Origin of the sequence: Nocardia sp. NPDC051911, assembly GCF_040681035.1 — a bacterium.
Lineage (GTDB): Bacteria > Actinomycetota > Actinomycetes > Mycobacteriales > Mycobacteriaceae > Nocardia > Nocardia sichangensis.
Genome location: NZ_JBFAXY010000018.1, coordinates 41709 through 63995 on the forward strand (window position 1 = coordinate 41709; position 22287 = coordinate 63995).

The window sequence follows — 22287 nt, forward strand, 5'->3', positions numbered from 1 at the left end:
GACAGAATCGCTCGATCATGTCGACAGCATGCACCTGGCAGAACGCTATGCCCTTGCGGCGAAGTCTTTTACGCTGCGCTCGCTCCCTGCTCGAACCGCCATGCGCGCCCGCGCCGGATTCTTCCGAGTGTGAGCGAGCCTTCCGAAGTGCCGACGTGCGGCCGGCCTCGCGTACTCGCGACAGGTCGCCGCTCAGCCGGGCAGGACGGGCGTGGCGTTCGCGCCCAGACCCGGCACCTCACGCCAGTAGGGCTGGCCTTGGTCCGGGGCGGAGGTCAGCTCCAGCACCGCACGTGAGTCGGCGACGTACTGATGGTCGGGGCTCGCGCTCACGGAGCGCACCGGGGCGGTGAGATTCTGCGACGTCAACGGGGTCGGCTCCGAGCCGTCCACCGACACCGTACTCACGGGGTCCACATTCCCCTCGCGCGCGATGATGATCGTGTCCGCGTCCAGCCAGTCCACCGACACCGCGGCCGTGCTGAGTCCGACACCGACGGGCACCGCCGAGGTCAGCGCCAGCTTCCCGTCCGGTTGCGGCGCGACGACCGCGACGTACACCCGGCCGTCGGCGATCATCGCCGCCCGCGCCCCGGTCCGGGAGATCCGGAGTTCGGTGATCGGTAGCCGCGGCGCCGTGGCCGAGGATGCCGCCGTCAACCTCGAGATGTCGACGTTCTGAATCGAGACGTTTCCGGTGCCGCGGTCGTTGACCGCGCGGATCACCCGGTCACCGTCGACCACCGCCCATGCCGCGCTGCCGTCCGCCGTCCACGAGGGCCGGGTGATGGTGAAGCCATCGGCCACCGGAAAAGCGTTGCCGCCGTAAGTGCCGACCATCAAGATCCGCGACGGCGCGCCCGGCGGTCGTCCGGCTTCCGCCACCGCGGCGACGAGCTGACCGTCCGCGGACAGCGTCGCCGACTGCAGGTTGTTCACTCCGCCGAAGTAGCCCGGAGCGGGAGTGATACCGCCGTTGTCGGCGATCTGCACCAGCCCGCCGCCGCGCAGAGCGTGCAGCCCGACCTGGTTGCGCGCGGCGGTCGCCGGATTGAACTGCTGCACGTCCGCCACGCTCCAGCCGTTCGCGGCGAAGCGCTCGTCCAGCGGCTTGCCGTCGGCCAACAGCATGTACGGCCCGAGGATGTCGGCGCTGGACAAGGTGAGCACCACCTGCGCGGCCAGCAGTTCGCGCTCGCGCGGATTCAGCGCCGACGCGCCCGCGAAATCGATCCGGACACCGCCGAGCCCGATGCCGACGCCGTCGGGATCACCGTTGGCCTTGGTGATCGCCCCGCGCACCGCGATCGGCGGCGCCAGCTCACTGTGCAGCACCGACGCCAGCGCGGGCTGCGGCCCCTCCAGCAGCGAGCTGATCAATCGCTGGGTCAGCTGCGCTTTCGGCACCGCGAGCCAGCGCAGGTCCGGCACGGCCATATTGCCGCCCGGATCGATGAAGTACAGCGCGTAGCGGCGGTAGGACTTGAAGAACGCGGTGGAGTCCATGACCACGCCGTCGGGCAACTCGTCGATGCGCCACTCGCCGTTGATCTTGGTCAGCTCGATCTTGTTCTCGACGAACGGAATGTCGTCGTTGGGCCGGTACCCGCCGTCCGCGGACAGCTCGCCGACCTTGCGCGCGCGGATCAGATAGTTGGCCTTATCCCCGGAACGCGACTCCCGCAGGGTGTCCGGTTTCTCGACGATGACCGTGCCCGCCGCGTCGTCCCACTGGGTGGAGGCCGCAGGGGTCATGTATTGCCTTGCGGCCAGATGCCGGTTGGCCGGATCGGCGGTGGCCTGAAGGAAATCGCGCAGCAGCAGATCCGGATCGCGGTTGGCCAGCGGGGCCGGCGGGCCCTCGGAGGTGGGCTCACGATTGATGGTGCCGAGCGCCTCCGGCGCGGAGGACTCGGGGAGGCTGGCACAGGCGGTGAGCGGCATCACGACCGCGAGGACCGCCGCTGTCAGTACGGTCAGCCGCCGCATCCGCGCAGATCCGACACGCATTCTCATGACTGTACGTCCCCCGGTTCGCGCGCCGCGCCGCCCCCGGTCTGCGCCGACTCCGAGGCGGGCGATCCGTTCGCCCCGGACGCGAGCGGCTCTTCGGCCGCGGCGCTGTCGGTGGGCGTCGCCGTACCGTCGGCCGCTCCGGACGACTCGCTCACGCTCGGCTCCGCGGCCGCGCCGCCTTCGACGTCCGTGCCGTCCAGCTCATCGCTGTCGGTCTCGGCCGCCTCGCTCGCGCCCTCCGCACGCACGCCGACCGGATCGGATGTGCCCGCGTGCGCGCCCTGTGGCGCGGCGTCGGTCACCTGCGCGGCGCCCGGCTCGGCGGCGACCGGCAGCGCCGTATCGGTCGTGTCGCGATCGGCGGGCGGTTCCGGCTCCACCACGTGCATCGTCTTGCGCGCGGGCTCCAGCGGCAGCGGGCTCGGGCCGAGCTTCTTACCGCGCACCAGCGGCAGCGTCAGGCGGAAGCTGGCGCCGATCCCGACCTCACCCCAGGCTTCGAGTCTGCCTTCGTGCAGGTTCGCGTCCTCCACGCTGATCGACAGACCGAGGCCGGTGCCGCCGGAGCGGCGCATGCGCGACGGGTCCGAACGCCAGAACCGGTTGAAGACCAGCTTCTCCTCGCCGGGGCGCAGGCCGACGCCCTGGTCCCGCACGACGACGGCGACCGCGTTGCTCTCGACGTCGCCCCGCATCCGGATCAGCACCGGCTTGCCCTCGCTGTGGTCGATCGCGTTGGCGAGCAGATTGCGCAGCACCCGCTCCACCCGGCGCGGATCGACCTCGGCGACGAGCGGATCCTCCGGCATGTCGCTGATGATCTCCACCCCGGCGTCCTTGGCGAGGTGGCGCACGGTCGAGATCGCGGCCCGCGCGCACATCCGCACGTCCAGCGATTCGACCTGGAGTTCGGCGACGCCCGCGTCGTGCCTGCTGATCTCCAGCAGGTCGTTGAGCAGGCCCTCGAACCGGTCCAGCTCGTTGACCAGCAACTCGGCGCTGCGGGCCAAGGCGGGGTCGAGGTCGTCGCTGCTGCCGTGGATCAGGTCGGCGGCCATGCGCACGGTGGTGAGCGGTGTGCGCAACTCGTGGCTGACGTCGGAGGTGAACCGGCGCTGCAGATTGCCGAATTCCTCCAGCTGGGTGATCTGGTTGGACAGGCTCTCGGCCATCTCGTTGAACGCCTGAGCCAGCCGAGCCATGTCGTCCTCGCCGCGTACCAGCATGCGTTCCTTGAGCCTGCCGTCGGCGAACCGGCCGGCGATCCTGGCCGCGGAGCGGATCGGAAGCACCACCTGCCTGGTGACCAGCGCGGTGATCGCGGCAAGCAGGACCAGCAACACGATGCCGCCGACCAGCATGGTGCCGCGCATCAGCGACAGGCTGCGTTCCTCGTTGGCCAGCGGGAAGATCAGGTAGATCTCCAGGGTCGGAACCTCGGCGCTCGGGCTGCCGATGATCAGCGCGCGACCGCTGTAGCCATCCGCGTCCTCGACGGTGGCGAACTGGTAGCTGACCTGGTTGCGCTGCACGAACCGGCGCAGCTCGTCGGGCACCTCCTGAATCGGGCCGCGAGGGATCTGCTGCGGCGGCATCCCGCCGATGACGCTCAGCGCCGAGACGAAGCTGCCCGCGGCGCCGGTGGACTGGCCGCTACCGCCGCGATTGGACAGTGCGTTGCGAGCCTCTTCCAGTCGCTGCGGTTGAGCACCGATGTCGTGCACACCGGCCAGCTGGCTCTCGACCGTGTTACGCGCACGGTCCATCTCCTCGACCGCCGCGTTGATCTTGGCGTCCAGCAGCCGGTCGGTGATCTGGCTGGTCAGCACCACACCGAGGATCGTGATGACGATCAGCGACAGCGTCAGCGTTGACACGATGACGCGCAACTGCAGCGAACGACGCCACAGGTGGCCTAGGGCAATGCCGACCGCTTGGAACCAGGCCACCACCGGAGCCAGCGATCGTTCCAGACGCGCGAAGACGCCATGGATCACGGCGGTCCGGCCTTGTAACCGACACCGCGGACGGTCAGCACGATCTCCGGGTTCTCGGGATCCTTCTCCACCTTCGCCCGCAACCGCTGCACATGGACGTTCACCAGGCGGGTGTCCGCGGCGTGCCGGTAACCCCAGACCTGCTCGAGCAGGACCTCACGGGTGAACACCTGGCGCGGCTTGCGGGCCAGGGCGACGAGCAGGTCGAACTCCAGCGGCGTCAGAGAGATCTGCGCGCCACCACGGCTGACCTTGTGCGCGGGCACATCGATCACGATATCGGCGATCGACAGCAGCTCGGCGGGCTCCTCCTCGGTGCGGCGCAGACGGGCCCGCACCCGGGCGACCAGCTCCTTCGGCTTGAAGGGCTTGACGATGTAATCGTCGGCACCGGACTCCAGACCGAGCACGACGTCGACCGTGTCGGTCTTCGCCGTGAGCATCACGATCGGAACTCCGGAATCGGCCCGCAGCACACGGCACACGTCGATGCCGTTCATGCCGGGCAGCATCAGGTCCAGCAGCACCAAATCGGGGCGGATCTCGCGAACCGCCGCCAGGGCCTGTGTGCCGTCGCCGACCACGTGCGGGTCGAACCCTTCCCCGCGCAAGACGATCGTGAGCATCTCAGCGAGTGCCATATCGTCGTCGACGACCAGAATCTTCGGCTTCATAACTACTATGTTGTCATCTCCCAGGCCAGGATCGGGCCGCCACGCCAACACTGGTGTGAACCCGCGGCACAACCAACCTTATCGACCAACGATTTCGGCGATGCGCGCGGCCAGCGCCGCCGGACCGTCGTCGGATCGGTATGTCCACCAGGGTCCGCGCCAGTCGCGTTCGGCCAGCTCACGGTACACCGCGCCGGTGCGATGCTGCAGACCGCCGTCGCGTTCGTAGGCGTCGAGCGCGCGTTCGGCGTCGAGTTCGCCACGCCTGCGGGCACGCTCGGCGGCGAGCTCGGTGGGCACGTCCAGCAACACTTGCAGCGCGGGCTCGGGCAGAGCGAATCTGCCGAACTCCAATTCGCCCACCCATGTAACGATTTCGCCGTCCGCCGACTGCCCAAGCCGGGCGGCCGAATAGGCGGCGTTGGAAGCGACATAGCGATCGAGTAGCACAACGTCGTTGTCGGCCAACAGTTTCGACAGCCCGTCCGCGGCGTCCGCGCGGTCCAGCGCGAACAGCAGAGCCATGCCGCTGACCGAGCCCGCGAGGTCGCCGTGCGCGCCGCGCAGCGCCTCGGCGGCCAGATCGGCGTGCACCGAGACGCGGTAGCGCGGGAAGGCCATCGTCGCGACGCGCAGTCCGCGACCACGCAGATCGGCGACCACCCGCTCGATCAGCGTCCGCTTACCCGCGCCGTCGAGCCCTTCGACCGCTATCAGCACTCCCATGACCAGGCACACTACCCCGCCGCACACCGGACGCCCGCAGCGGCTGACCAGCGTGGATGCCGGGCGCTGCGGGCGGGCGCGAGGTGACGGGCGCCGGTGTCCCCGCCGACCGTCGGCGGGGACACCGGCAGCGCGTTCAGTAGCGGTAGTGATCCGGCTTGTACGGGCCCTCGACGTCGACGCCGATGTACTCGGCCTGGTCCTTGGTGAGCTTGGTCAGCTCGCCGCCGAGCGCTTCGACGTGGATGCGCGCGACCTTTTCGTCCAGGTGCTTCGGCAGCCGGTAGACCTCGTTGTCGTACTCCTCCGGCTTGGTCCACAGCTCGATCTGCGCGATCACCTGGTTGGAGAAGCTGTTCGACATCACGAACGACGGGTGGCCGGTCGCGTTGCCGAGGTTGAGCAGACGCCCCTCCGACAGCACCAGGATCGAGCGGCCGGTCTCCTTGAACGTCCACAGGTCGACCTGCGGCTTGATCGTCAATTTCGTTGCGCCGGAACGCTCCAGCGCCGCCATGTCGATCTCGTTGTCGAAGTGACCGATGTTGCCGAGGATGGCCTGGTCCTTCATCGCCTTCATGTGGTCGAGGGTGATGATGTCCTTGTTGCCGGTCGCGGTGATGACGATGTCGGCCTCGCCGATCGCCTTCTCCACGGTCACCACGTCGTAGCCGTCCATCAGCGCCTGCAGCGCGTTGATCGGGTCGATCTCGGTGACCTGCACCCGGGCGCCCTGTCCGGCAAGCGATTCCGCGCAGCCCTTGCCGACATCGCCGTAGCCGCAGATCAATATCTTCTTGCCGCCGATGAGCACGTCGGTGCCGCGGTTGATGCCGTCGATCAGCGAGTGGCGGGTGCCGTACTTGTTGTCGAACTTGCTCTTGGTGACCGAGTCGTTGACGTTGATCGCGGGGAACACCAGTTCGCCCGCCGCCGCGAACTGGTAGAGCCGCAGCACGCCCGTGGTGGTCTCCTCGGTGACGCCCCGCACCGATTCGGCGATCTTGCTCCACTTGCCGCGATCGGACTCGAAGCGCTCGCGCAGCAGGTTCAAGAAGACCTTGTACTCGGCCGAGTGGTCCTCGTCCTCCGGCGGCACCACGCCCGACTTCTCGAACTGCGCGCCGCGCAGCACGAGCATGGTGGCGTCGCCGCCGTCGTCGAGGATCATGTTGGCCGGCTCGCCCGGCCAGGTGAGCATCTGCTCGGCGGCCCACCAGTACTCCTCCAGGGTCTCGCCCTTCCAGGCGAACACCGGGGTGCCCTTCGGCTCCTCGACGGTGCCGTTGGGGCCGACGACCACGGCGGCCGCCGCGTGGTCCTGGGTGGAGAAGATGTTGCAGGAGGCCCAGCGGACCTCGGCGCCGAGGCTGGTCAGGGTCTCGATCAGCACCGCGGTCTGCACGGTCATGTGCAGCGAGCCGGAGATGCGCGCGCCCTGCAGCGGCCGCACCTCGGCGTACTCACGGCGCAGCGCCATCAGACCGGGCATCTCGTGTTCGGCCAGACGGATCTCTTTGCGGCCGAAATCGGCCAGCGACAGATCCGCCACCTTGTAGTCGATGCCGTTGCGGACATCGGCGGTCAACGACGTGCGAAGTTCTGAGGTGGTCATCAGCCTCTCCTGGTTCGGCAAGTACCGAGGCAAGGCTAGTCGCTCACGACGGGGTGCGGTTTACGCGGCCGTCCCTCCGACGGGCGGACCGGCCTCGGATTCGGCTCACGCCGTGACGCCGCGGGCCGCCAGGATGCGACGCCGCTTACGCGGCTGAATGTTCGCCAGTGTGATGTCGCCGCCGTAGTGGGCGAGCACGCGGCCGTCCATAATCCGCCGCCACAGCGGCGGGACGGCGGCCAGCACGATCATGGCGGCGTAGCCCGCGGGCAGTTGCGGGGCCTGCTCGGAGGTGCGCAGCGTCTGGTAGCGGCGGCCCGGGTTGGCGTGGTGATCGCTGTGCCGCTGCAGGTGGAACAGGAAGATGTTGGTGACCAGATGGTCGCTGTTCCAGCTGTCGCGCGGCGAGCAGCGGGCGTACATGCCGTTCGGGCGGCGCGCCCGCAGCAGGCCGTAGTGCTCGACGTAGTTCACCGTCTCCAGCAGGCCGAAGCCGATCACGGCCTGCAGCAGCAGCCAGGGCAGCACCTGGTAGCCGAACGCCGCGACCAAGGCGCCGAACAGCACGAGCGTCATCGACCAGGCCTGCAGGATGTGGTTCTGCACGCTCCACCAACCCTTGCCCTTGCGTGCGAGCCGCTCGCGCTCCAAGACGATCGCCGAGCGGAAACTTCCGGACACGCTGCGCGGCAAGAACTCCCACAGCGACTCGCCGAGGCGCGCGCTGGCCGGATCCTCCGGAGTAGCCACCCGCACGTGATGGCCGCGATTGTGCTCGACGAAGAAGTGCCCGTATCCGGACTGGGCGAGCGCGATCTTGGCCAGCCAGCGCTCCAGGCGCTCGACCCGGTGCCCGAGCTCGTGGGCGGCGTTGATGCCGATACCGCTGACGAATCCGAGAGTGGCGGCCAGACCCAGCTTGTCGACCACGCTCAGTTCGTCCCCGGCCCACATGTAGCTCGCGATCACCAAGCCGATCAGCTGCACGGGGAGCATCAGGTAGGTGCACCACCGGTAGTACCGGTCGTTGGAGAGCCGCTCGTAGTCCTCGTCCCTCGGATTGTTGCCGTCCACGCCGATCGACCAGTCCAGCACCGGGATCACGACCAGCACGATGATCGGACCGATCCACCAGAAGATCGGGACGCCGGTGTGCAGCACCAACTGCGAGGGCAGCAACGCGGACGCAGGCGGAAGCAAGCCGAGGACCCACAGATGGCGTTTGGGATCGGGCGATCCCACGGGTTTGCCAACCGTTTGCACTTTTGCCCCACTCGAAGAAGACCCGAACACCGTCGCATGAGAATACTTCTTGAGTTGTTGTCTGTTACAACCAAGTGGTGGGTTGAGACATGATCGCTATTACAAGCTACGCAGTCGGTTTTCAATGTGCTGCATATGCGCCAGTCGCGCGCCGGTTGCCCGCGCGGGCTCAGCTCTGCACCCGCGCGGCCAGGATCGCTTCGACGTAGGGACTCAGCAGCGCGCTCAATTCCGCGGGCGCGTCCCGCCCCGGACCGGGCGGAGTGGGGATGTAACTGAGGGCGATCCGCACCAGCGCGTGCGCGATGACGTCCGATTCGGCCGCCGTCGACGCCACCCAGCTGTACTGGAAGGCGCGCGACAGCCGCGCGGTCGCGTGCTCGAGCAACGGCCCCGCGTCCAGGGTGATCAGGCGCAGCAGATCCAGCTTCACCTCGCCCGCGACCAGCGACTGCACCAGCGGGTCGGAGGCCGCGTCGAAGAAGAAGTTCGCCATGCCGTCGCGGAACGCCGCGCGGACGTCACCGACGTTGCCGTTGATGGCGGCGTCGACGTGATCGACCAGGAAGTCGGCCAGGCGCAGGGCGTAGGCCTGGGTGAGGCCGCCGCGTGAACCGAACTCGTTGTACAGGGTCTGCCTGCTCACGCCCGCCCTGGCCGCGACGTCGCCGAGCGTGATCTTGGACCAATCCCGCTCGGTGAGCAGCTCGCGCATCGCGTCAAGGACCGACGTCCGCAGCAGGTCCCGCGCGGCCTCCTGGTAGGGAATCCTGGTTCCGGTGCGCGGCATACCCGCGACACTGTCACGGGCGCCTGCCGCAGTCAAAATCTCACGACCGCTCGATTTCGACCATGAAGAAATCCGCCTTGGCGGCGCCGCAGTCCGGACAGGTCCAGTCGTCGGGAATGTCGTCCCAGCGGGTTCCCGGCGCGATGCCGTCCTCCGGCCAGCCCTCGGCTTCGTCGTATTCGAAGCCGCACTGGATGCACTGATAAAGCTTGTACTCGTTCATTTCGTGGCCCCTATCGGTTCGAAGTCGATCTTCTCCCGCACGCCGCAATCCGGGCAGCACCAGTCGTCCGGCACCGTCTCCCACCGGGTGCCCGGCGGAAAACCTTCGTGCGGCTCACCTTTCGCCTCGTCGAAGACGTAGTCACAGACGGGGCAGCGATACGCTTTCACGCCGCGTCCTTTCCGGCAGCGTTTTCCGCCCGACCCGAGCCGTAGCGCGCCAGCACTTTCTCCCGCTTGCCGGGATCTATGTTGGCCCGGGTGATGTCGCCGTCGTAGTGCGCGAGTACGCGCTTGTCCATGACGCGACGCCACAGCGGCGGGAAGTAGGCGAGCATGATCATGCTGGCATAGCCGCTCGGCAGGTTGGGCGCGCCGTCCCAGCTGCGCAGCGTCTGGTAGCGGCGGGTCGGATAGGCGTGATGATCGCTGTGCCGCTGCAGGTGGTACAGGAAGATATTGGTGACGATGTGGTCGCTGTTCCAGCTGTGCACCGGGGCGGGCCGCTCATACCTGCCGCTCGCCGTGCGCTGCCGCACCAGGCCGTAGTGCTCCAGGTAGTTGACCGCCTCCAGCAGGCTGAAGCCCACCACGGCTTGCAGGATCAGGTATGGCAGCAACTCGATGCCGAACACCGCGACCAAGGTCGCGAACAGCACCGCCGACATCAGCCAGGCGCTGAGTACTTCGTTGCGCAGACTCCACGGCTTCTTGCCGAGCCGGTCCAGCCGGGCCTTCTCCAGCTGCCAGGACGACTTCAGGCTGCCCCATACCGTGCGCGGCCAGAAGGCCCAGAACGTCTCGCCCACACGGGAACTCGCCGGGTCCTCGGGCGTCGCGACGCGCACGTGGTGGCCGCGGTTGTGCTCGATGTAGAAGTGCCCGTAGAAGGACTGGGCCAGCGCGATCCGCGACAGCCAGCGCTCCAGGTCCACCTTCTTGTGGCCGAGTTCGTGTGCGGTGTTGATGCCGATGCCGCCGATCATGCCGACCGTGATCGCCAGCCCGATCTTGTCCACCAAGTGCAGCCCGCCATCGATGCCGAGCCAGCTCACGTCGTCGGCGGTGATCAGATAGGCCGCCATCACCAGCGAGGCGTATTGGAACGGCAGGTACAGGTAGGTGAGGTAGCGGTAGTACTTGTCGTTCTCCAGGTACTCCATCACCTCGTCCGGCGGGTTGTCGCCGTCCGGGCCGAAGAAGATGTCCGCGATCGGGATCAATACGTAGATCAGGATGGGCCCGAGCCAGAACGGCACCTGCGCGAGGCGATGCCAGCTCAACTCGTTCAGCCCCCAGATCAGCGGCAGACCGATGATGAACAGGCCGGCCGGAGCGAACAAGCCCCACAGCCACATGTAGCGCTTGCGATCCCGCCAGGCCGGCACCTCCACCGGCTGAGCGGACATGTCCGCGTGCGTCGACATCGTTGTCTCCATTCCCGAAGGGCACGCCACATGTGACGTGCATTACCTCACTTCTGGACGATATACGGACATTTGTCGCTTGTCTAGACAAATCACGCAATTTGTAAACTACCTCCGGGTCCAACGAACCGAGCCCCGGCCGGAGACAACTCCGCCCGGGGCTCGGCGTGGAATGAAGGGACCGACTCAGCGCAGCAGCACGTCGGCGTCGGCGGGTAGGGCGTTCACCGGCCACCAGCGCAGGTCGGTGGATTCGTGGCTGCGAACCGGGATCGCGCCCGCGGGGGCGGTGATGCGGAACAGCAGGTCGAGGTGTCTGGTGGGGACGCCGAGCGAGCAGGTGATCGGATGCGCTTGGGCGCCGTAGAGCCCTGGCTCCAGCCGTAGGTTCGCGATGCCGGATTCCTCGGTCGCTTCGCGCAACGCCGCGCCGGCGACCGTCTCGTCCCGCTCTTCGCAGTGGCCGCCGAGCTGGATCCAGCGTCCGACCCGCGGGTGCAGAGTGAGCAGCACCTCGCGGCCGTCGTGGGAGAAGACGACCGCGGAGGCGGTGATGTGGCCCGGCGCGTGCTCACGCAGGCAACCACGCGGGGCCGAACCGAGGAAGGCCAGCATCGCTTCCCGCAGCGATCGCTCCGGATCTGTTCCGGGACACCAAGCCTCGAGCAACTCGGTGGCCGAAGCGTGCAGCGACTCCACGCTCACCGGCGACACTCTCGCACTGCGGAATCGAGGCGCTTCACAGCTCGACCAGTCCGGACCCCGCGCCCGCGGGCTGCCGCGGGGTCGACTCTTCGCGCGGATGACCGATGGCGATGGCGCCAAGCGGACTCCAGTCCTCGGCCACGCCCAGCACGTCCCGGGTGACCTCGGGGGCGAAGATCGTCGACCCGATCCAGCAGCTGCCGATGCCCTCGGTGGCCAAGGCGACCAGCAGGCCCTGCACCGCCGCGCCCACCGCGACGGTGAACATGGTGCGTTCGTTCGCTCGCCTGCGCTCGTCCGGATAGTCGTGCGCGCCGTCCGGCACACAGAACGGAATGATCACCTCGGGTGCGTCGAACAGAATGCGCCCACGCGCGACCCTGCGCTCGATCCGCTCCGGCGACAGCCCGTCAGCGGTCAGATCGGTGCGCCATTTCTCCGCCATCGCCTCGAGCAGACGAGCGCGCAGCTCCGGCGTGCGCAGCCACACGAACCGCACGGGGCGGGTGTGGTGCGGAGCGGGCGCGGTCAGCGCGACCGACACGGCCGAGCGGATCCGTTCGGGATCGACCGGCACGTCGGCGAACTGGCGAATCGAGCGACGCAGGAGAATCGCCTCCTTGCGACCGCGTTCGATGGCCTCCGCGGTGCCCAGCCAGAACAGGTCGTCGGTGCCGCCGCGCAGGAGATCGGCGGCGCCCGATCCGTCGTCGACGATCGGCAGCCCGCGCACCACGGCGACCGGGACACCCCCGAGTTTGCCCTTGACCAGGTCCGCGGCGGCGGCCAGCTCGTCCGCCACGGCCACCTGGGTGACGAAAAGCTCGTTGCCCTGGCCGTCGACCGCGCCCGCGTAGTCGTGCAGCACCCGCAAGCCCGCGGCGCCGATGGCCGCGTCGGTCTGCCCGTTGCGCCAGGCTCGGCCCATCGTGTCGGTGACGAGCACCGCGACCGTCACGCCCAGCCGTTCGGCGAGGGCGGCGCGCAGCGCCTTGGCGCTGGCGTCCGGGTCGGTGGGCAGCAGCACGAGCTCGCCCTTCTCCACGTTCGAGCCGTCGACACCGGAGGCCGCCTGCACGATGCCCAGCTTGTTCTCGGTGATCAGGGTGCGGCCCTTGCGGGCGAGCACCCGCACCGCCTCCTGGTCGACGAGCCTGCGCCGGGCCGCGTCGCGCTCCTCGGGGTCCAGCGGCGCTTCCACGATGCGTCCCTCGACCTTGGCGACGATCTTGCTAGTGACCACCAGCACGTCACCGTGGGCCAGCCAGGGCGCGCAGCGGGCGATGTGCTCGGCGAGGTCGTCGCCGGGCCGGAATTCGGGCAGCCCGGTGACGGGCAGGATGCGCAGCTCTCCGGCCGCGTGGTCGGTCGGTGTGCTCACAGGGCGACTCCAGCGAGATCCAGCGCCTGACGCACCATTTCGGCGGTGGTCGGCGGGTCGGTCATCAACAACGGCACGCTACGCACCTCGACCCCTGGCACCTCGGCGGTGTCGGTGCTGTGGATCAGCCAGCCGTCCAGGATGCCGGTGGCGGAGCGTGCGCCGTAGTGCCTGCCGATCGCCTCGGCCGTCGTCTCCACGCCGATGACCGACAGGCACTCGTCGGCCATACCGCGCAGCGGCTTGCCGTCGATCACGCCGGACACGCCGATCACCTTCGCCGGGGTGGTGCGCAGCGCGCCCCGGATGCCGGGCACGGCGAGGATGGCGCCGATGCTCACGACGGGGTTCGACGGCGCGAGGAGGACCACGTCGGCGGATTCTATGATATTGATCACATTTGGGGCAGGTTTGGCTTCATCGGCGCCAATTGTGGCGAATCCATGGGTGTCGATGTTCGCGCGGTAGCGAACCCACCACTCTTGAAAATGGATCGCGCGCCGTTCGCCAGGCTTGTCCGGATCCGACACCACGACATGCGTTTCACAGCGATCGTCGGTTGCCGGGATCAGTTTCACGCCCGGCTGCCACCGGTTGCACAGCGCCTCGGTGACCGTGGAGAGCCGGTATCCGGCGCGTAACATTTCGGTGCGGATCAGATGCGTGGCGATATCGCGGTCCCCCAAGCCGAACCAGTCCGGCTGGGCATGATATTTCGCGAGCTCCTCCTTGGCGTGCCAGGTCTCGCCGACCCGGCCCCAGCCGCGCTCAGTATCGATACCGCCGCCGAGGGTATACATGCAGGTGTCGAGGTCGGGGCAGATCTTGAGCCCATGCATCCAGACGTCGTCGCCGACGTTCACGATCGCGGAGACGTCCGCCTCGGGCAGCAGCTCCCTGACGCCCTGCAGGAAACGCGCGCCACCGACACCGCCGACCAGCACGGCGATCCGGGGTCCGTTCGCGAGCGTGGCGTCCGCTTGTTGTCCAGTCACATCCGCACAGCCTATGCGCTGACGCGAAGGCTCCCGTTCGCGGCAAATTTGCTATACATTTGCTATCGCAGATCACAAGAGAGACTCGGAATGCGGCTGCGGATAGTAACGGAATAGCGACGGCGGCTTGACCATCGCAGCGTCCGGCGTGTCTAATCACAGACATGTCATTCCGGGTTCGCGCGAGAGATCAACGCGCGAACGGCATTTCGAACAAGTGTTCGCATCGGTGTGACAAGCTCGGGGACGTCCGCGGGACAACGTCGCGGGGTATGGCCGTCGGTATGCGTGTTGGTCCGACGGAAAGAATCATTCTGCGCTAACACACAGTGAGGAGGCGGAGCGATGGCCAACGAGATGGTCTCGCCGACCGATTCCACAGCAGGCGCAGCACGTGGCGTCTGCGCAGATAACGGCGGCTGGAAGGACCAAGAGGGGGGTGACGGAGTCACGGCGCCCCGGCTCAGCCTGGTCGTGACCGGCTTCGACGAGATGTTCGAATCCATCGAAGAGCAGTGGCAGGAGCGCGCCCTGTGCGCGCAGACCGATCCGGAGGCGTTCTTCCCCGAGAAGGGCGGCTCGACCCGCGAGGCCAAGCGGATCTGCATGGGTTGCGAGGTACGCGACGAGTGCCTGGAGTACGCGCTCGCGCACGATGAGCGCTTCGGCATCTGGGGCGGCCTCTCCGAGCGGGAGCGCCGCCGCCTCAAGCGCGGCATCGGCTGACAGACATCCGCGATGCCCGGAGCCGCCCGTCCACCGTGGCGCTCCGGGCACGCGCGACACGACCGGACAGTTCCCGACCGCCTCGATGCGGACGACCGGAGCCGACTGGCCTAGATTTTCTCTCATGGCACGTTCCCGTAAGCGTCGACCGCCGACCGCGCGGTCGGTGATCCGCCGCGGCCGCGGAGTGCGCGGGCCGATGCTGCCACCCACCGTGCCCGCTTGGCGGACCCGAGGCCAGAAGTTCGACCGGCTGGTGCTGGAGGCGTTCGCCCCCTTGGACTCCCGCTGGCACGACCGGCTCACCAAGCTCGACATCGCGGTCGACGACGTTCCGAAAATCCGTCCGCTGCATCCCGATTCGGTCACCTGGCCGGACGAGGTCGTGGCCGACGGCCCGGTTCCCCTCTCCCGGCTCATCCCGGCGGGCGTCGACCGGCACGGGGCTGCGACCAGGGCGCGGGTGGTGCTGTTCCGCAAGCCGCTCGAGCTGCGCGCCAGCGACCCCGACGACCTGGTGGATCTGTTGCGTGAAGTCCTGGTCCAGCAGGTCGCGACCTACCTCGGCGTCGATCCGGACGTGATCGACCCGGAAGCGGAGTGAATCGCACCCATCCGGGTGGCGGCGGCTCCCGAATGCCGTTGCGGGGCAGGCGCGGGCGTGTAGGCCGGTCACCGGCTGGGTACTCCGTGAACCCACGCCACGACGCACCACCGATGTCGCGCACCGGCGACACCGTCGCCCGCGCGTACGGCGAAGTCGTCCAGATCACCGCGGGGCCCGTCACGGCCCTGTGGGACGTCGTGCTGCCCTCGTTCCGCGACGCACGGACCGAGATTCTTCAAGCGTGTCTGTCCCCATCGACGCGCCAGGGGGGTTACTCTCATCGGCGTGATTCCCATGCGTCGTTGCTGCCGACCAGGCTGCAAGAATCCGGCCGTCGCGACGCTCACCTATGTGTACTCGGACTCGACGGCGGTGGTCGGACCACTCGCGACGGTCGCCGAACCGCACTCCTGGGATCTCTGCGAAACGCACGGCTCACGCATCACCGCTCCGAAGGGTTGGGAACTGGTTCGCCACGAAGGCGGATTCTCCTCCAGCACACCGGACGACGACGACCTGACCGCGCTGGCGGAGGCGGTGCGGGAGGCGGGGTTGCGCCGCCGCCCACCGGAGCGCGAACAGCGTGGCTATCGCGACTACGCTCCCCCGCCGCCGCGCACCACACGAACGGGTCGCCGCGGCCATCTGCGCGTGCTGCCCGACCCGCCGTCCTGATCGGACGAGGACGGTGTCGGACCGGTCCGGCGCAACCACTAGGGTATTGGGCATGACAGTCGCCCGCTCTGCCGAATTCGTGAACGCGGTGATCAAGGCCTACGACGTTCGCGGTGTGGTCGGTGATCAGATCGACGCGGAATTCGTCAGGGACGTCGGCGCCTCCTTCGCACGGCTGATGCGCGCCGAGGGCGCGAACCGGATCGTCATCGGTCACGACATGCGGGATTCCTCCCCCGAGCTGTCGGCCGCCTTCGCCGACGGCGTGCTCGGCCAGGGCCTCGACGTGGTGCACATCGGTCTCGCCTCGACCGACCAGCTGTACTTCGCCTCCGGCCACCTGGACTGCCCGGGCGCCATGTTCACCGCCAGTCACAACCCGGCCCGCTACAACGGCATCAAGCTGTGCCGCGCCAAGGCCCTTCCGGTCGGGCAGGACACCGGCCTGGCCGCCATCAAGAACGAACTCGTCGACGGCGTGCCCGCGTACCCGGGCGAGCGCGGCAGCGCGACCGAATCGAACCTGCTCACCGAGTACGCCGACTTCCTGCGCGGCCTGGTGGATCTGGGCGATATCCGCCCGCTCACCATCGCGGTGGACGCGGGCAACGGCATGGGCGGGTACACGGTGCCCGCGGTGCTGGGCACGCTGCCCCAGGTGACGATCGTGCCGCTGTACTTCGAGCTGGACGGCACCTTCCCGAACCACGAGGCCAACCCGCTGGACCCGGCGAACCTGGTGGACCTGCAGAAGCTGGTCCGCGAGTCCGGCGCGGACATCGGCCTCGCCTTCGACGGCGACGCCGACCGTTGCTTCGTGGTGGACGAGAACGGCGACCCGGTGGCGCCGTCGGCGATCACCGCTCTGGTCGCCGAGCGCGAACTGGCCAAGGAGCCCGGCGCGGTGATCATCCACAACCTGATCACCTCCCGCGCGGTACCGGAGCTGGTGCACGAACTGGGCGGAACGCCGGTACGCACCCGGGTCGGCCATTCCTTCATCAAGCAGGAGATGGCCGCCACCGGAGCGGTGTTCGGCGGCGAACACTCCGCGCACTACTACTTCCGCGACTTCTGGGGCGCCGACTCCGGGATGCTCGCGGCGTTGCACGTGCTGGCCGCGCTGGGCGAGAAGGACCGGCCGGTGTCGGAACTGATGGCGTCCTACGCCACCTACGCGGCCTCCGGCGAGATCAACTCCACCGTCGCCGACGCCGAGGAGAGGACGCTGGCCGTGGTGGACGCCTTCGCCGACCGGGCGCACTCGGTGGACCGGCTGGACGGGGTGACCGTGCAATTGGCCGACAACGCCTGGTTCAACCTGCGCGCGTCGAACACCGAGCCGTTGCTCCGGCTGAACGTCGAGGCCCGATCGGCGGAGGAAGTAGACGCACTCGTGACCGAGATCCTGAGCATCGTGCGGTCCTGACTGGAATAGTGGAATCACAGGCCTTGGATTCGCCCGACTCGGTCTCGGTGTGGCAGCTGGACCGGGTGGGCGCGGGGGCGGAAAAGACACAGCGCGATGAGGGGAGGTGGAACGCCCGATGATCGCTGGAACACCGGTGCTCGACCTCGACGATGCCGCTTCACTCGAAGCCGCCGACGCAGGCGGCGCCCTTCGCTCGGCCGCCTCTGGCGGCGCCCAGGTGCGTGCCACCGCGGCGGCCGTCGGTGAGGACGCGCTGGCCCGGCTGGCCGATCTGCGACCGCGCAGCGTGGTGCTGGTCTCCGGTTCCGGACGCGCCGCACGTGCCGCCGGACTGCTCGTGGCCGCGCTCGGCGATCGCGCGGGCCTACCCGTCGTGCCCGCCGCCGCCCTGCCGCCGTGGGTGGGGCCGCTGGACGTCGTCCTGGTCTCCGGTGACGACGCGGGTGATCCGCGCCTGATCGACGCCGTCGACCGGGCGCTGCGTCGCGGCGCCGAGGTGGTCGTCGCCGCGCCGCACGAGGGGCCGCTGCGCGCCGCCGCGGCCGGACGCGCCGCCGTCCTGGAACCGAGGGTCCAAGTTCTCGGGTACAACCGCCTGTTGCGCTTCCTGGCCGCCGGAATCGCGGTCCTGCGCGCGGTCGACCCCCAGCGCACCGGCGCCGCGGTCCCGGAACTCGCCGACCTGGCCGACGTGCTGGACGCGGAGGCGCTACGCGACGGCCCGCACAACGAGGTCTTCCACAACCCCGCCAAGACGCTGGCCGCCCGGATGCAGCAGCGGGGCATCGTGCTCGCGGGCGACTCGCCCGCCGCCGCCGAACTGGCCGAGCACGGCGCCGAGGTGCTGTTGCAGTCCGCGGGCAAGGTCGCCACCGCGGTGGATCTGGCCGAGGCCGTGGCCGCGCGGACCCGGATGGCCGAAGCGGCAGGCGAATCCGCGCCCGACTTCGACCCGATGTTCCACGACGAGGAGTTGGACGGGCCCGCGCCGGTTGAGCGCGTCCGGGTGTTCGTGCTCAGCGCCGATCGCGATCGGGCGGCGGCACGCCGTCGCATCGCGGTGTTCGGTGGCGAGGGCGGGAACCTGGTGGACGCCGATCTGGTGAACGCCGACGTCGACCTGCTGCACACCGAGATGACCGACCCCGCCGCGCCCGCGCATACCCATGCCGAGGAGTCCGCGCAGGCGAACGGCACCGAACTCGAACAGCTCGCGGTGCTCGCGCTGCGACTGGAGATGGCCGCCGCCTACCTGCGGCTGCTCGGCTCGCGGACGGCTCCGGCCGACAGCCAGGGGCAGTACGGGGGAAGCTACTAGTGCACGAACTCGTTGGTGCGCTGCGCTCGTATGCCTGGGGCTCGCGCACCGCGCTCGCTCAGCTGTGCGGCAGGCCGGTGCCGTCGGCGCATCCGGAGGCCGAACTGTGGTTCGGCGCCCACCCGGCCGATCCGGCGCACGTGAAAACCGGTGACCGCACCACGTCGCTGCTGGAACTGATCGCCGCCGACCCGAGCCGGGAACTGGGCTCGGCCGCAGAACGATTCGGCGAGAAGCTGCCGTTCCTGCTCAAGATCCTGGCCGCAGAGGAGCCGCTGTCGCTGCAGGCGCACCCGAGCACGGAGCAGGCGCGGGCCGGCTTCGCGCGGGAGAACCAGGCGAAGGTGCCGCTGGACTCCCCACTGCGCAACTACCGCGACGAGAACCACAAGCCCGAGCTGGTCGTCGCGCTGGACCGGTTCGAGGCGCTGGCCGGTTTCCGCGATCCGCACCGCACCGTCGCACTGCTGCGCGCACTGGCGGTGGACGGATTGCGCCCCTACTGCGAACTGCTTGCCGCGCAACCGGACAAGGCGGGCCTGCGCACACTGTTCACCACCTGGATCACGCTGCCGCACCACGTGCTGACCACGCTGCTGCCCGAGGTGCTCGACGGCTGCGTGCGGTATCTGTCGGGCAAAGGCGCCCGTGAGTTCACGGCCGAGGCGCGCACGACCCTCGAATTGGCCGAGGCCTATCCGGGCGACGCGGGCGTGCTGGCGGTGCTGCTGCTGAACCGGGTGACTCTGGAGCCGGGCCAAGGATTGTTCCTCGCGGCCGGCAATCTGCACGCCTACCTGCGAGGGGTGGGCGTGGAGATCATGGCCAACTCCGACAACGTGCTGCGCGGCGGGCTCACCCCCAAGCACGTCGACGTGCCGGAACTGTTGCGGGTGCTGGATTTCGAGCCGATCGACTTGCCTGCCGTGTTACCCGAGCCCGCCGGTGACGGGTCGGTGCGTTATCGCACGCCCGCACCGGAGTTCGCGCTGCGCCGCTTCGACCTGGTCGCGGGCTCCGCCCGGGTGCCGCTGACCGCGGCGGGACCGGGCATCGTGCTGTGCACCGCGGGGACGGTGCGGCTGTTCCGCAACGACTCGTCGCTGGAGCTCACCCGGGGCGGCGCGGCGTGGATCTCCGCCGTGGACACCGATATTCGCGCCCAAGCGGTGGACGGCGACGTCCAGCTGTTCTGCGCGTCCGTCGGCGCGACCGGCTGACCGATCCGGAACGCCGGATGCCAGGTGTCCTAGTCTGTTCGCGGGTATCTCGAAAACAGAGAGGACATGCTTCCATGTCGGCTGGCGGTGGCAAGAAGGCGATCATCGCGGCGTTGTCCGCGAACGCGGGGATCGCCGCGGCGAAGTTCGTCGGTGCGGCGATCACGGGCTCGGGATCGATGCTCGCCGAGGCCGTGCACTCCGTGGCCGACACGGGCAACCAGGCACTGCTGCTGCTCGGCCAGCAGCGCGCCGCGAAGGAAGCCGACGAGCTGCACCCCTTCGGCTACGCGCGCAACCGCTACTTCTATTCGTTCATCGTGGCGCTGGTGCTGTTCACCCTCGGGTCCGGCTACGCCATCTACGAGGGCATCCACAAGATCCAGCATCCGGAGGAGCTGAGTTCGCCGATCGTGGCGGTGATCATCCTGGTGATCGCGATCGCGTTGGAGTCATACAGCTTCACCACCGCGGTGCGCGAGTCCGCGCCGCTCAAGGGCGACGCGAGCTGGTGGCGGTTCATCCGCAATTCGCGCAGCCCCGAGCTACCGGTGGTGCTGCTGGAGGACACCGGCGCGCTGATCGGCCTGGTTTTCGCGTTCGCGGGCGTCGGCCTGACCATGCTCACCGACGACCCGGTCTGGGACGGCGTCGGCACGCTGGCCATCGGCGGGCTGCTCGGCGTCATCGCGGTCGTGTTGATCGTGGAGATGCAGAGCCTGCTGATCGGCGAGGGCGCCACGCCGCAGGAGAACCGGCTGATCCGCGCGAACCTGGTCGACCGGACCCGCATCGACCGGGTGATCCACCTCAAGACGCAGTACCTCGGCCCGGAGGAACTGCTCGTGGCCGCGAAGGTCGGCGTCGTTCCCGGACTCGACATCGCGGCGATCGCCGGTGCCATCGATGAGGCCGAGTCCCGCGTCCGCGCGGCGGTACCCGCGGCGCGCGTCATCTACCTCGAACCCGATCTCTACCGCACCGAGCCCGCCACGAGTTAGCGACTCGGCGACCGGGGCAGTCCTCAGCGATGCTGGAAAGCCGGGGTGCGTAAGAGGTCGAGCGGATCGGTGCGGATGTCGAAGCGGTCGCGCAGGGCGTGGCGCGCGGCGTGCAGCCCGCACATACCGTGTACCCCGGGGCCCGGGGGCGTCGCGGACGAGCAGAGATAGACACCGGGAATCGGTGTGGCGTATGGGTTCCAGCGCGGAGCCGGGCGGAAGGCGAACTGGCGCAGGGTCATCGCGCCCGCCGAGATGTCGCCGCCGATGTAGTTGGCGTTGTGCGAGGGCATTTCGGTGGCGGTGATCACGTTCTTCGCGACGATCAGATCGCGGAAACCCGGCGCGAACCGCTCGACCTGGCCGATCACTTCCTCGCTGACATCGCGGGTGGAGCCGTTGGGCACGTGTGCGTAGGTGTAGAACGTGTGGCCGCCCTCGGGCGCGCGAGTGGGATCGACCACGCCCGGCTGGATGGACAGCACGTAGGGCCGGTCGGCGTGTCGTCCCATGGCCACGGCGTGCTCGGCGGCCATGGCCTCGGCGCGGGTGCCGATCACGTGCACCGTCCCGGCCAGCGCGCAGCCCTCGGCTCGCCACGGCACCGGCCCGGAAAGGGCGAAGTCGATTTTGCACGCCGCGCCGCCGTACCGGAAACGACGCAGGCGCTTCGCGTACCGCGCGGGCAACCGATGCCCGGCGATACGCAGCAGTTCGGCCGGGGCGAGGTCGAGCAGAACGGCGCGGGCGCCGGCGAACTCGTCGATCGAGTCGACCCGGTGGCCGGTGTGCACCCGTCCGCCGAGACGTTCGAGTTCGGCGATGAGGGCGTCGGGAATCGCCTGACTGCCGCCGCGCGGAATCACCCAGCCTTCGACGTGGGCCAGCGTGCCGAGCAACAGCGCCGCGCCCGCGGCGGTGACGGCGCGCGGGGGAATGATCGCGTGGGTGGCGATGCCGGTCAACAGGGCGGGCGCGACCTGGTCGCGAAACCTGATGTCCCACAGCGGCGAGCCCTGCTCCAGGGTGCGCAGGCCGAAACGGATCGAGGTCGCGAGGCCGGATGGGATGCGGCGCAGATCCGACATCGCGATGTCGACCACGTCCGGCCAGTGCCGCACCAGCGGAGCGAACAGTTTGCGCCACGCCGGGCCGTCGGCACCGAGGTCGTCGACGGTCCGATCCAGATCTCGCCAGGCCAGTCCGGCCACACCGCCGTCGAGCGGATGCGCGTAGGAGACCTCCGGTGCGAGCAACTCGACACCGTGCGCGGTCAGGTCGAACGCGCGGAACAGCGGCGCGGCCGCCGCCATCGGATGCGCGCCCGCGCACAGATCGTGCCGGTAGCCGGGCAAAGTGAGTTCCGCAGTACGGGACCCACCTCCGGCCGTCGCCTCGGCCTCGTACACCTCCACGGCGAGCCCCGCCCGAGCCAGGATCACCGCGGCGGCGAGGCCGTTCGGTCCGGAGCCGACCACCACCACATCAGCCATACCC

At 68.9% G+C, this 22287-nt stretch carries 21 protein-coding genes; 7 read left to right on the top strand and 14 right to left on the bottom strand.

What is annotated here, in order from left to right; genetic code table 11:
* Positions 1-192 precede the first annotated feature (192 nt).
* From lpqB to cofD, 13 genes are all read right to left on the bottom strand, one after another.
* Complete coding sequence (gene lpqB / locus AB0L97_RS22210; protein ID WP_356967352.1) at positions 193-2016, bottom strand: MtrAB system accessory lipoprotein LpqB; 1824 nt, start codon at positions 2014-2016, stop codon at positions 193-195.
* A complete protein-coding gene (gene mtrB, locus AB0L97_RS22215) occupies positions 2013-4013 on the bottom strand; it encodes an MtrAB system histidine kinase MtrB (protein WP_364432476.1) in 2001 nt (666 codons plus the stop codon). Before mtrB ends, lpqB begins: the two co-directional genes overlap by 4 nt.
* Positions 4010-4696 (bottom strand): MtrAB system response regulator MtrA, encoded by a 687-nt coding sequence (gene mtrA / locus AB0L97_RS22220; protein WP_174315456.1) that lies wholly within the window; start codon positions 4694-4696, stop codon positions 4010-4012. Before mtrA ends, mtrB begins: the two co-directional genes overlap by 4 nt.
* Positions 4697-4765: 69 nt before the next feature.
* On the bottom strand, positions 4766-5413 hold the full coding sequence (locus tag AB0L97_RS22225) for a dTMP kinase (protein ID WP_364432479.1): 648 nt from the start codon (positions 5411-5413) through the stop codon (positions 4766-4768).
* A 136-nt stretch (positions 5414-5549) separates the two neighbouring features.
* Positions 5550-7028: an adenosylhomocysteinase gene (ahcY, locus tag AB0L97_RS22230; protein ID WP_355077141.1), complete on the bottom strand. Its 1479-nt coding sequence runs from the start codon at positions 7026-7028 to the stop codon at positions 5550-5552.
* A 105-nt stretch (positions 7029-7133) separates the two neighbouring features.
* Positions 7134-8270 carry an alkane 1-monooxygenase gene (locus AB0L97_RS22235; RefSeq protein WP_364432484.1) on the bottom strand — a complete coding sequence of 379 codons (1137 nt, stop codon included), beginning with the start codon at positions 8268-8270 and terminating at the stop codon, positions 7134-7136.
* A 190-nt stretch (positions 8271-8460) separates the two neighbouring features.
* On the bottom strand, positions 8461-9081 hold the full coding sequence (locus AB0L97_RS22240; protein WP_355077145.1) for a TetR family transcriptional regulator: 621 nt from the start codon (positions 9079-9081) through the stop codon (positions 8461-8463).
* A gap of 40 nt (positions 9082-9121) precedes the next feature.
* Entirely contained in the window at positions 9122-9304 is a 183-nt protein-coding gene (locus tag AB0L97_RS22245; RefSeq protein ID WP_355077147.1) for a rubredoxin, read from the bottom strand.
* Complete coding sequence (locus AB0L97_RS22250; protein WP_355077148.1) at positions 9301-9474, bottom strand: rubredoxin; 174 nt, start codon at positions 9472-9474, stop codon at positions 9301-9303. Before AB0L97_RS22250 ends, AB0L97_RS22245 begins: the two co-directional genes overlap by 4 nt.
* A complete protein-coding gene (locus tag AB0L97_RS22255) occupies positions 9471-10730 on the bottom strand; it encodes an alkane 1-monooxygenase (RefSeq protein ID WP_364432489.1) in 1260 nt (419 codons plus the stop codon). Before AB0L97_RS22255 ends, AB0L97_RS22250 begins: the two co-directional genes overlap by 4 nt.
* A gap of 186 nt (positions 10731-10916) precedes the next feature.
* Positions 10917-11435, bottom strand: coding sequence for an NUDIX domain-containing protein (locus AB0L97_RS22260; protein ID WP_364432492.1), 519 nt, complete (start codon positions 11433-11435; stop codon positions 10917-10919).
* A 34-nt stretch (positions 11436-11469) separates the two neighbouring features.
* Positions 11470-12816, bottom strand: coding sequence for a coenzyme F420-0:L-glutamate ligase (locus AB0L97_RS22265; RefSeq protein WP_364432496.1), 1347 nt, complete (start codon positions 12814-12816; stop codon positions 11470-11472).
* Positions 12813-13766: a 2-phospho-L-lactate transferase gene (cofD, locus tag AB0L97_RS22270; RefSeq protein ID WP_355077377.1), complete on the bottom strand. Its 954-nt coding sequence runs from the start codon at positions 13764-13766 to the stop codon at positions 12813-12815. The genes AB0L97_RS22265 and cofD overlap by 4 nt, the downstream gene beginning before the upstream one ends.
* A 537-nt stretch (positions 13767-14303) precedes the next feature.
* Between cofD and AB0L97_RS22275 the strand changes: the two genes are divergently transcribed.
* From AB0L97_RS22275 to AB0L97_RS22305, 7 genes are all read left to right on the top strand, one after another.
* Positions 14304-14537: a WhiB family transcriptional regulator gene (locus AB0L97_RS22275; RefSeq protein ID WP_029901515.1), complete on the top strand. Its 234-nt coding sequence runs from the start codon at positions 14304-14306 to the stop codon at positions 14535-14537.
* Positions 14538-14661: 124 nt separating this feature from the next.
* Positions 14662-15141: a metallopeptidase family protein gene (locus AB0L97_RS22280; RefSeq protein WP_168434228.1), complete on the top strand. Its 480-nt coding sequence runs from the start codon at positions 14662-14664 to the stop codon at positions 15139-15141.
* 288 nt (positions 15142-15429) lie between these two features.
* Positions 15430-15819: a DUF3499 domain-containing protein gene (locus AB0L97_RS22285; protein ID WP_195046620.1), complete on the top strand. Its 390-nt coding sequence runs from the start codon at positions 15430-15432 to the stop codon at positions 15817-15819.
* A 52-nt stretch (positions 15820-15871) separates the two neighbouring features.
* Positions 15872-17248, top strand: a complete 1377-nt coding sequence (locus AB0L97_RS22290) for a phosphomannomutase/phosphoglucomutase (RefSeq protein WP_364432501.1) — start codon at positions 15872-15874, stop codon at positions 17246-17248.
* 118 nt (positions 17249-17366) lie between these two features.
* Entirely contained in the window at positions 17367-18569 is a 1203-nt protein-coding gene (locus AB0L97_RS22295) for a tobH protein (protein ID WP_364432504.1), read from the top strand.
* Complete coding sequence (gene manA / locus AB0L97_RS22300; RefSeq protein ID WP_355077159.1) at positions 18569-19789, top strand: mannose-6-phosphate isomerase, class I; 1221 nt, start codon at positions 18569-18571, stop codon at positions 19787-19789. The genes AB0L97_RS22295 and manA overlap by 1 nt, the downstream gene beginning before the upstream one ends.
* 74 nt (positions 19790-19863) lie before the next feature.
* The gene (locus AB0L97_RS22305) at positions 19864-20790 is read left to right on the top strand and encodes a cation diffusion facilitator family transporter (protein ID WP_364432508.1); all 927 of its coding nucleotides are present in this window, start codon (positions 19864-19866) and stop codon (positions 20788-20790) included.
* Between the two features lie 23 nt (positions 20791-20813).
* Here the strand turns inward: AB0L97_RS22305 and AB0L97_RS22310 are convergent, their stop codons facing one another.
* Positions 20814-22283, bottom strand: a complete 1470-nt coding sequence (locus tag AB0L97_RS22310; protein ID WP_364432511.1) for an NAD(P)/FAD-dependent oxidoreductase — start codon at positions 22281-22283, stop codon at positions 20814-20816.
* Positions 22284-22287: the final 4 nt, after the last annotated feature.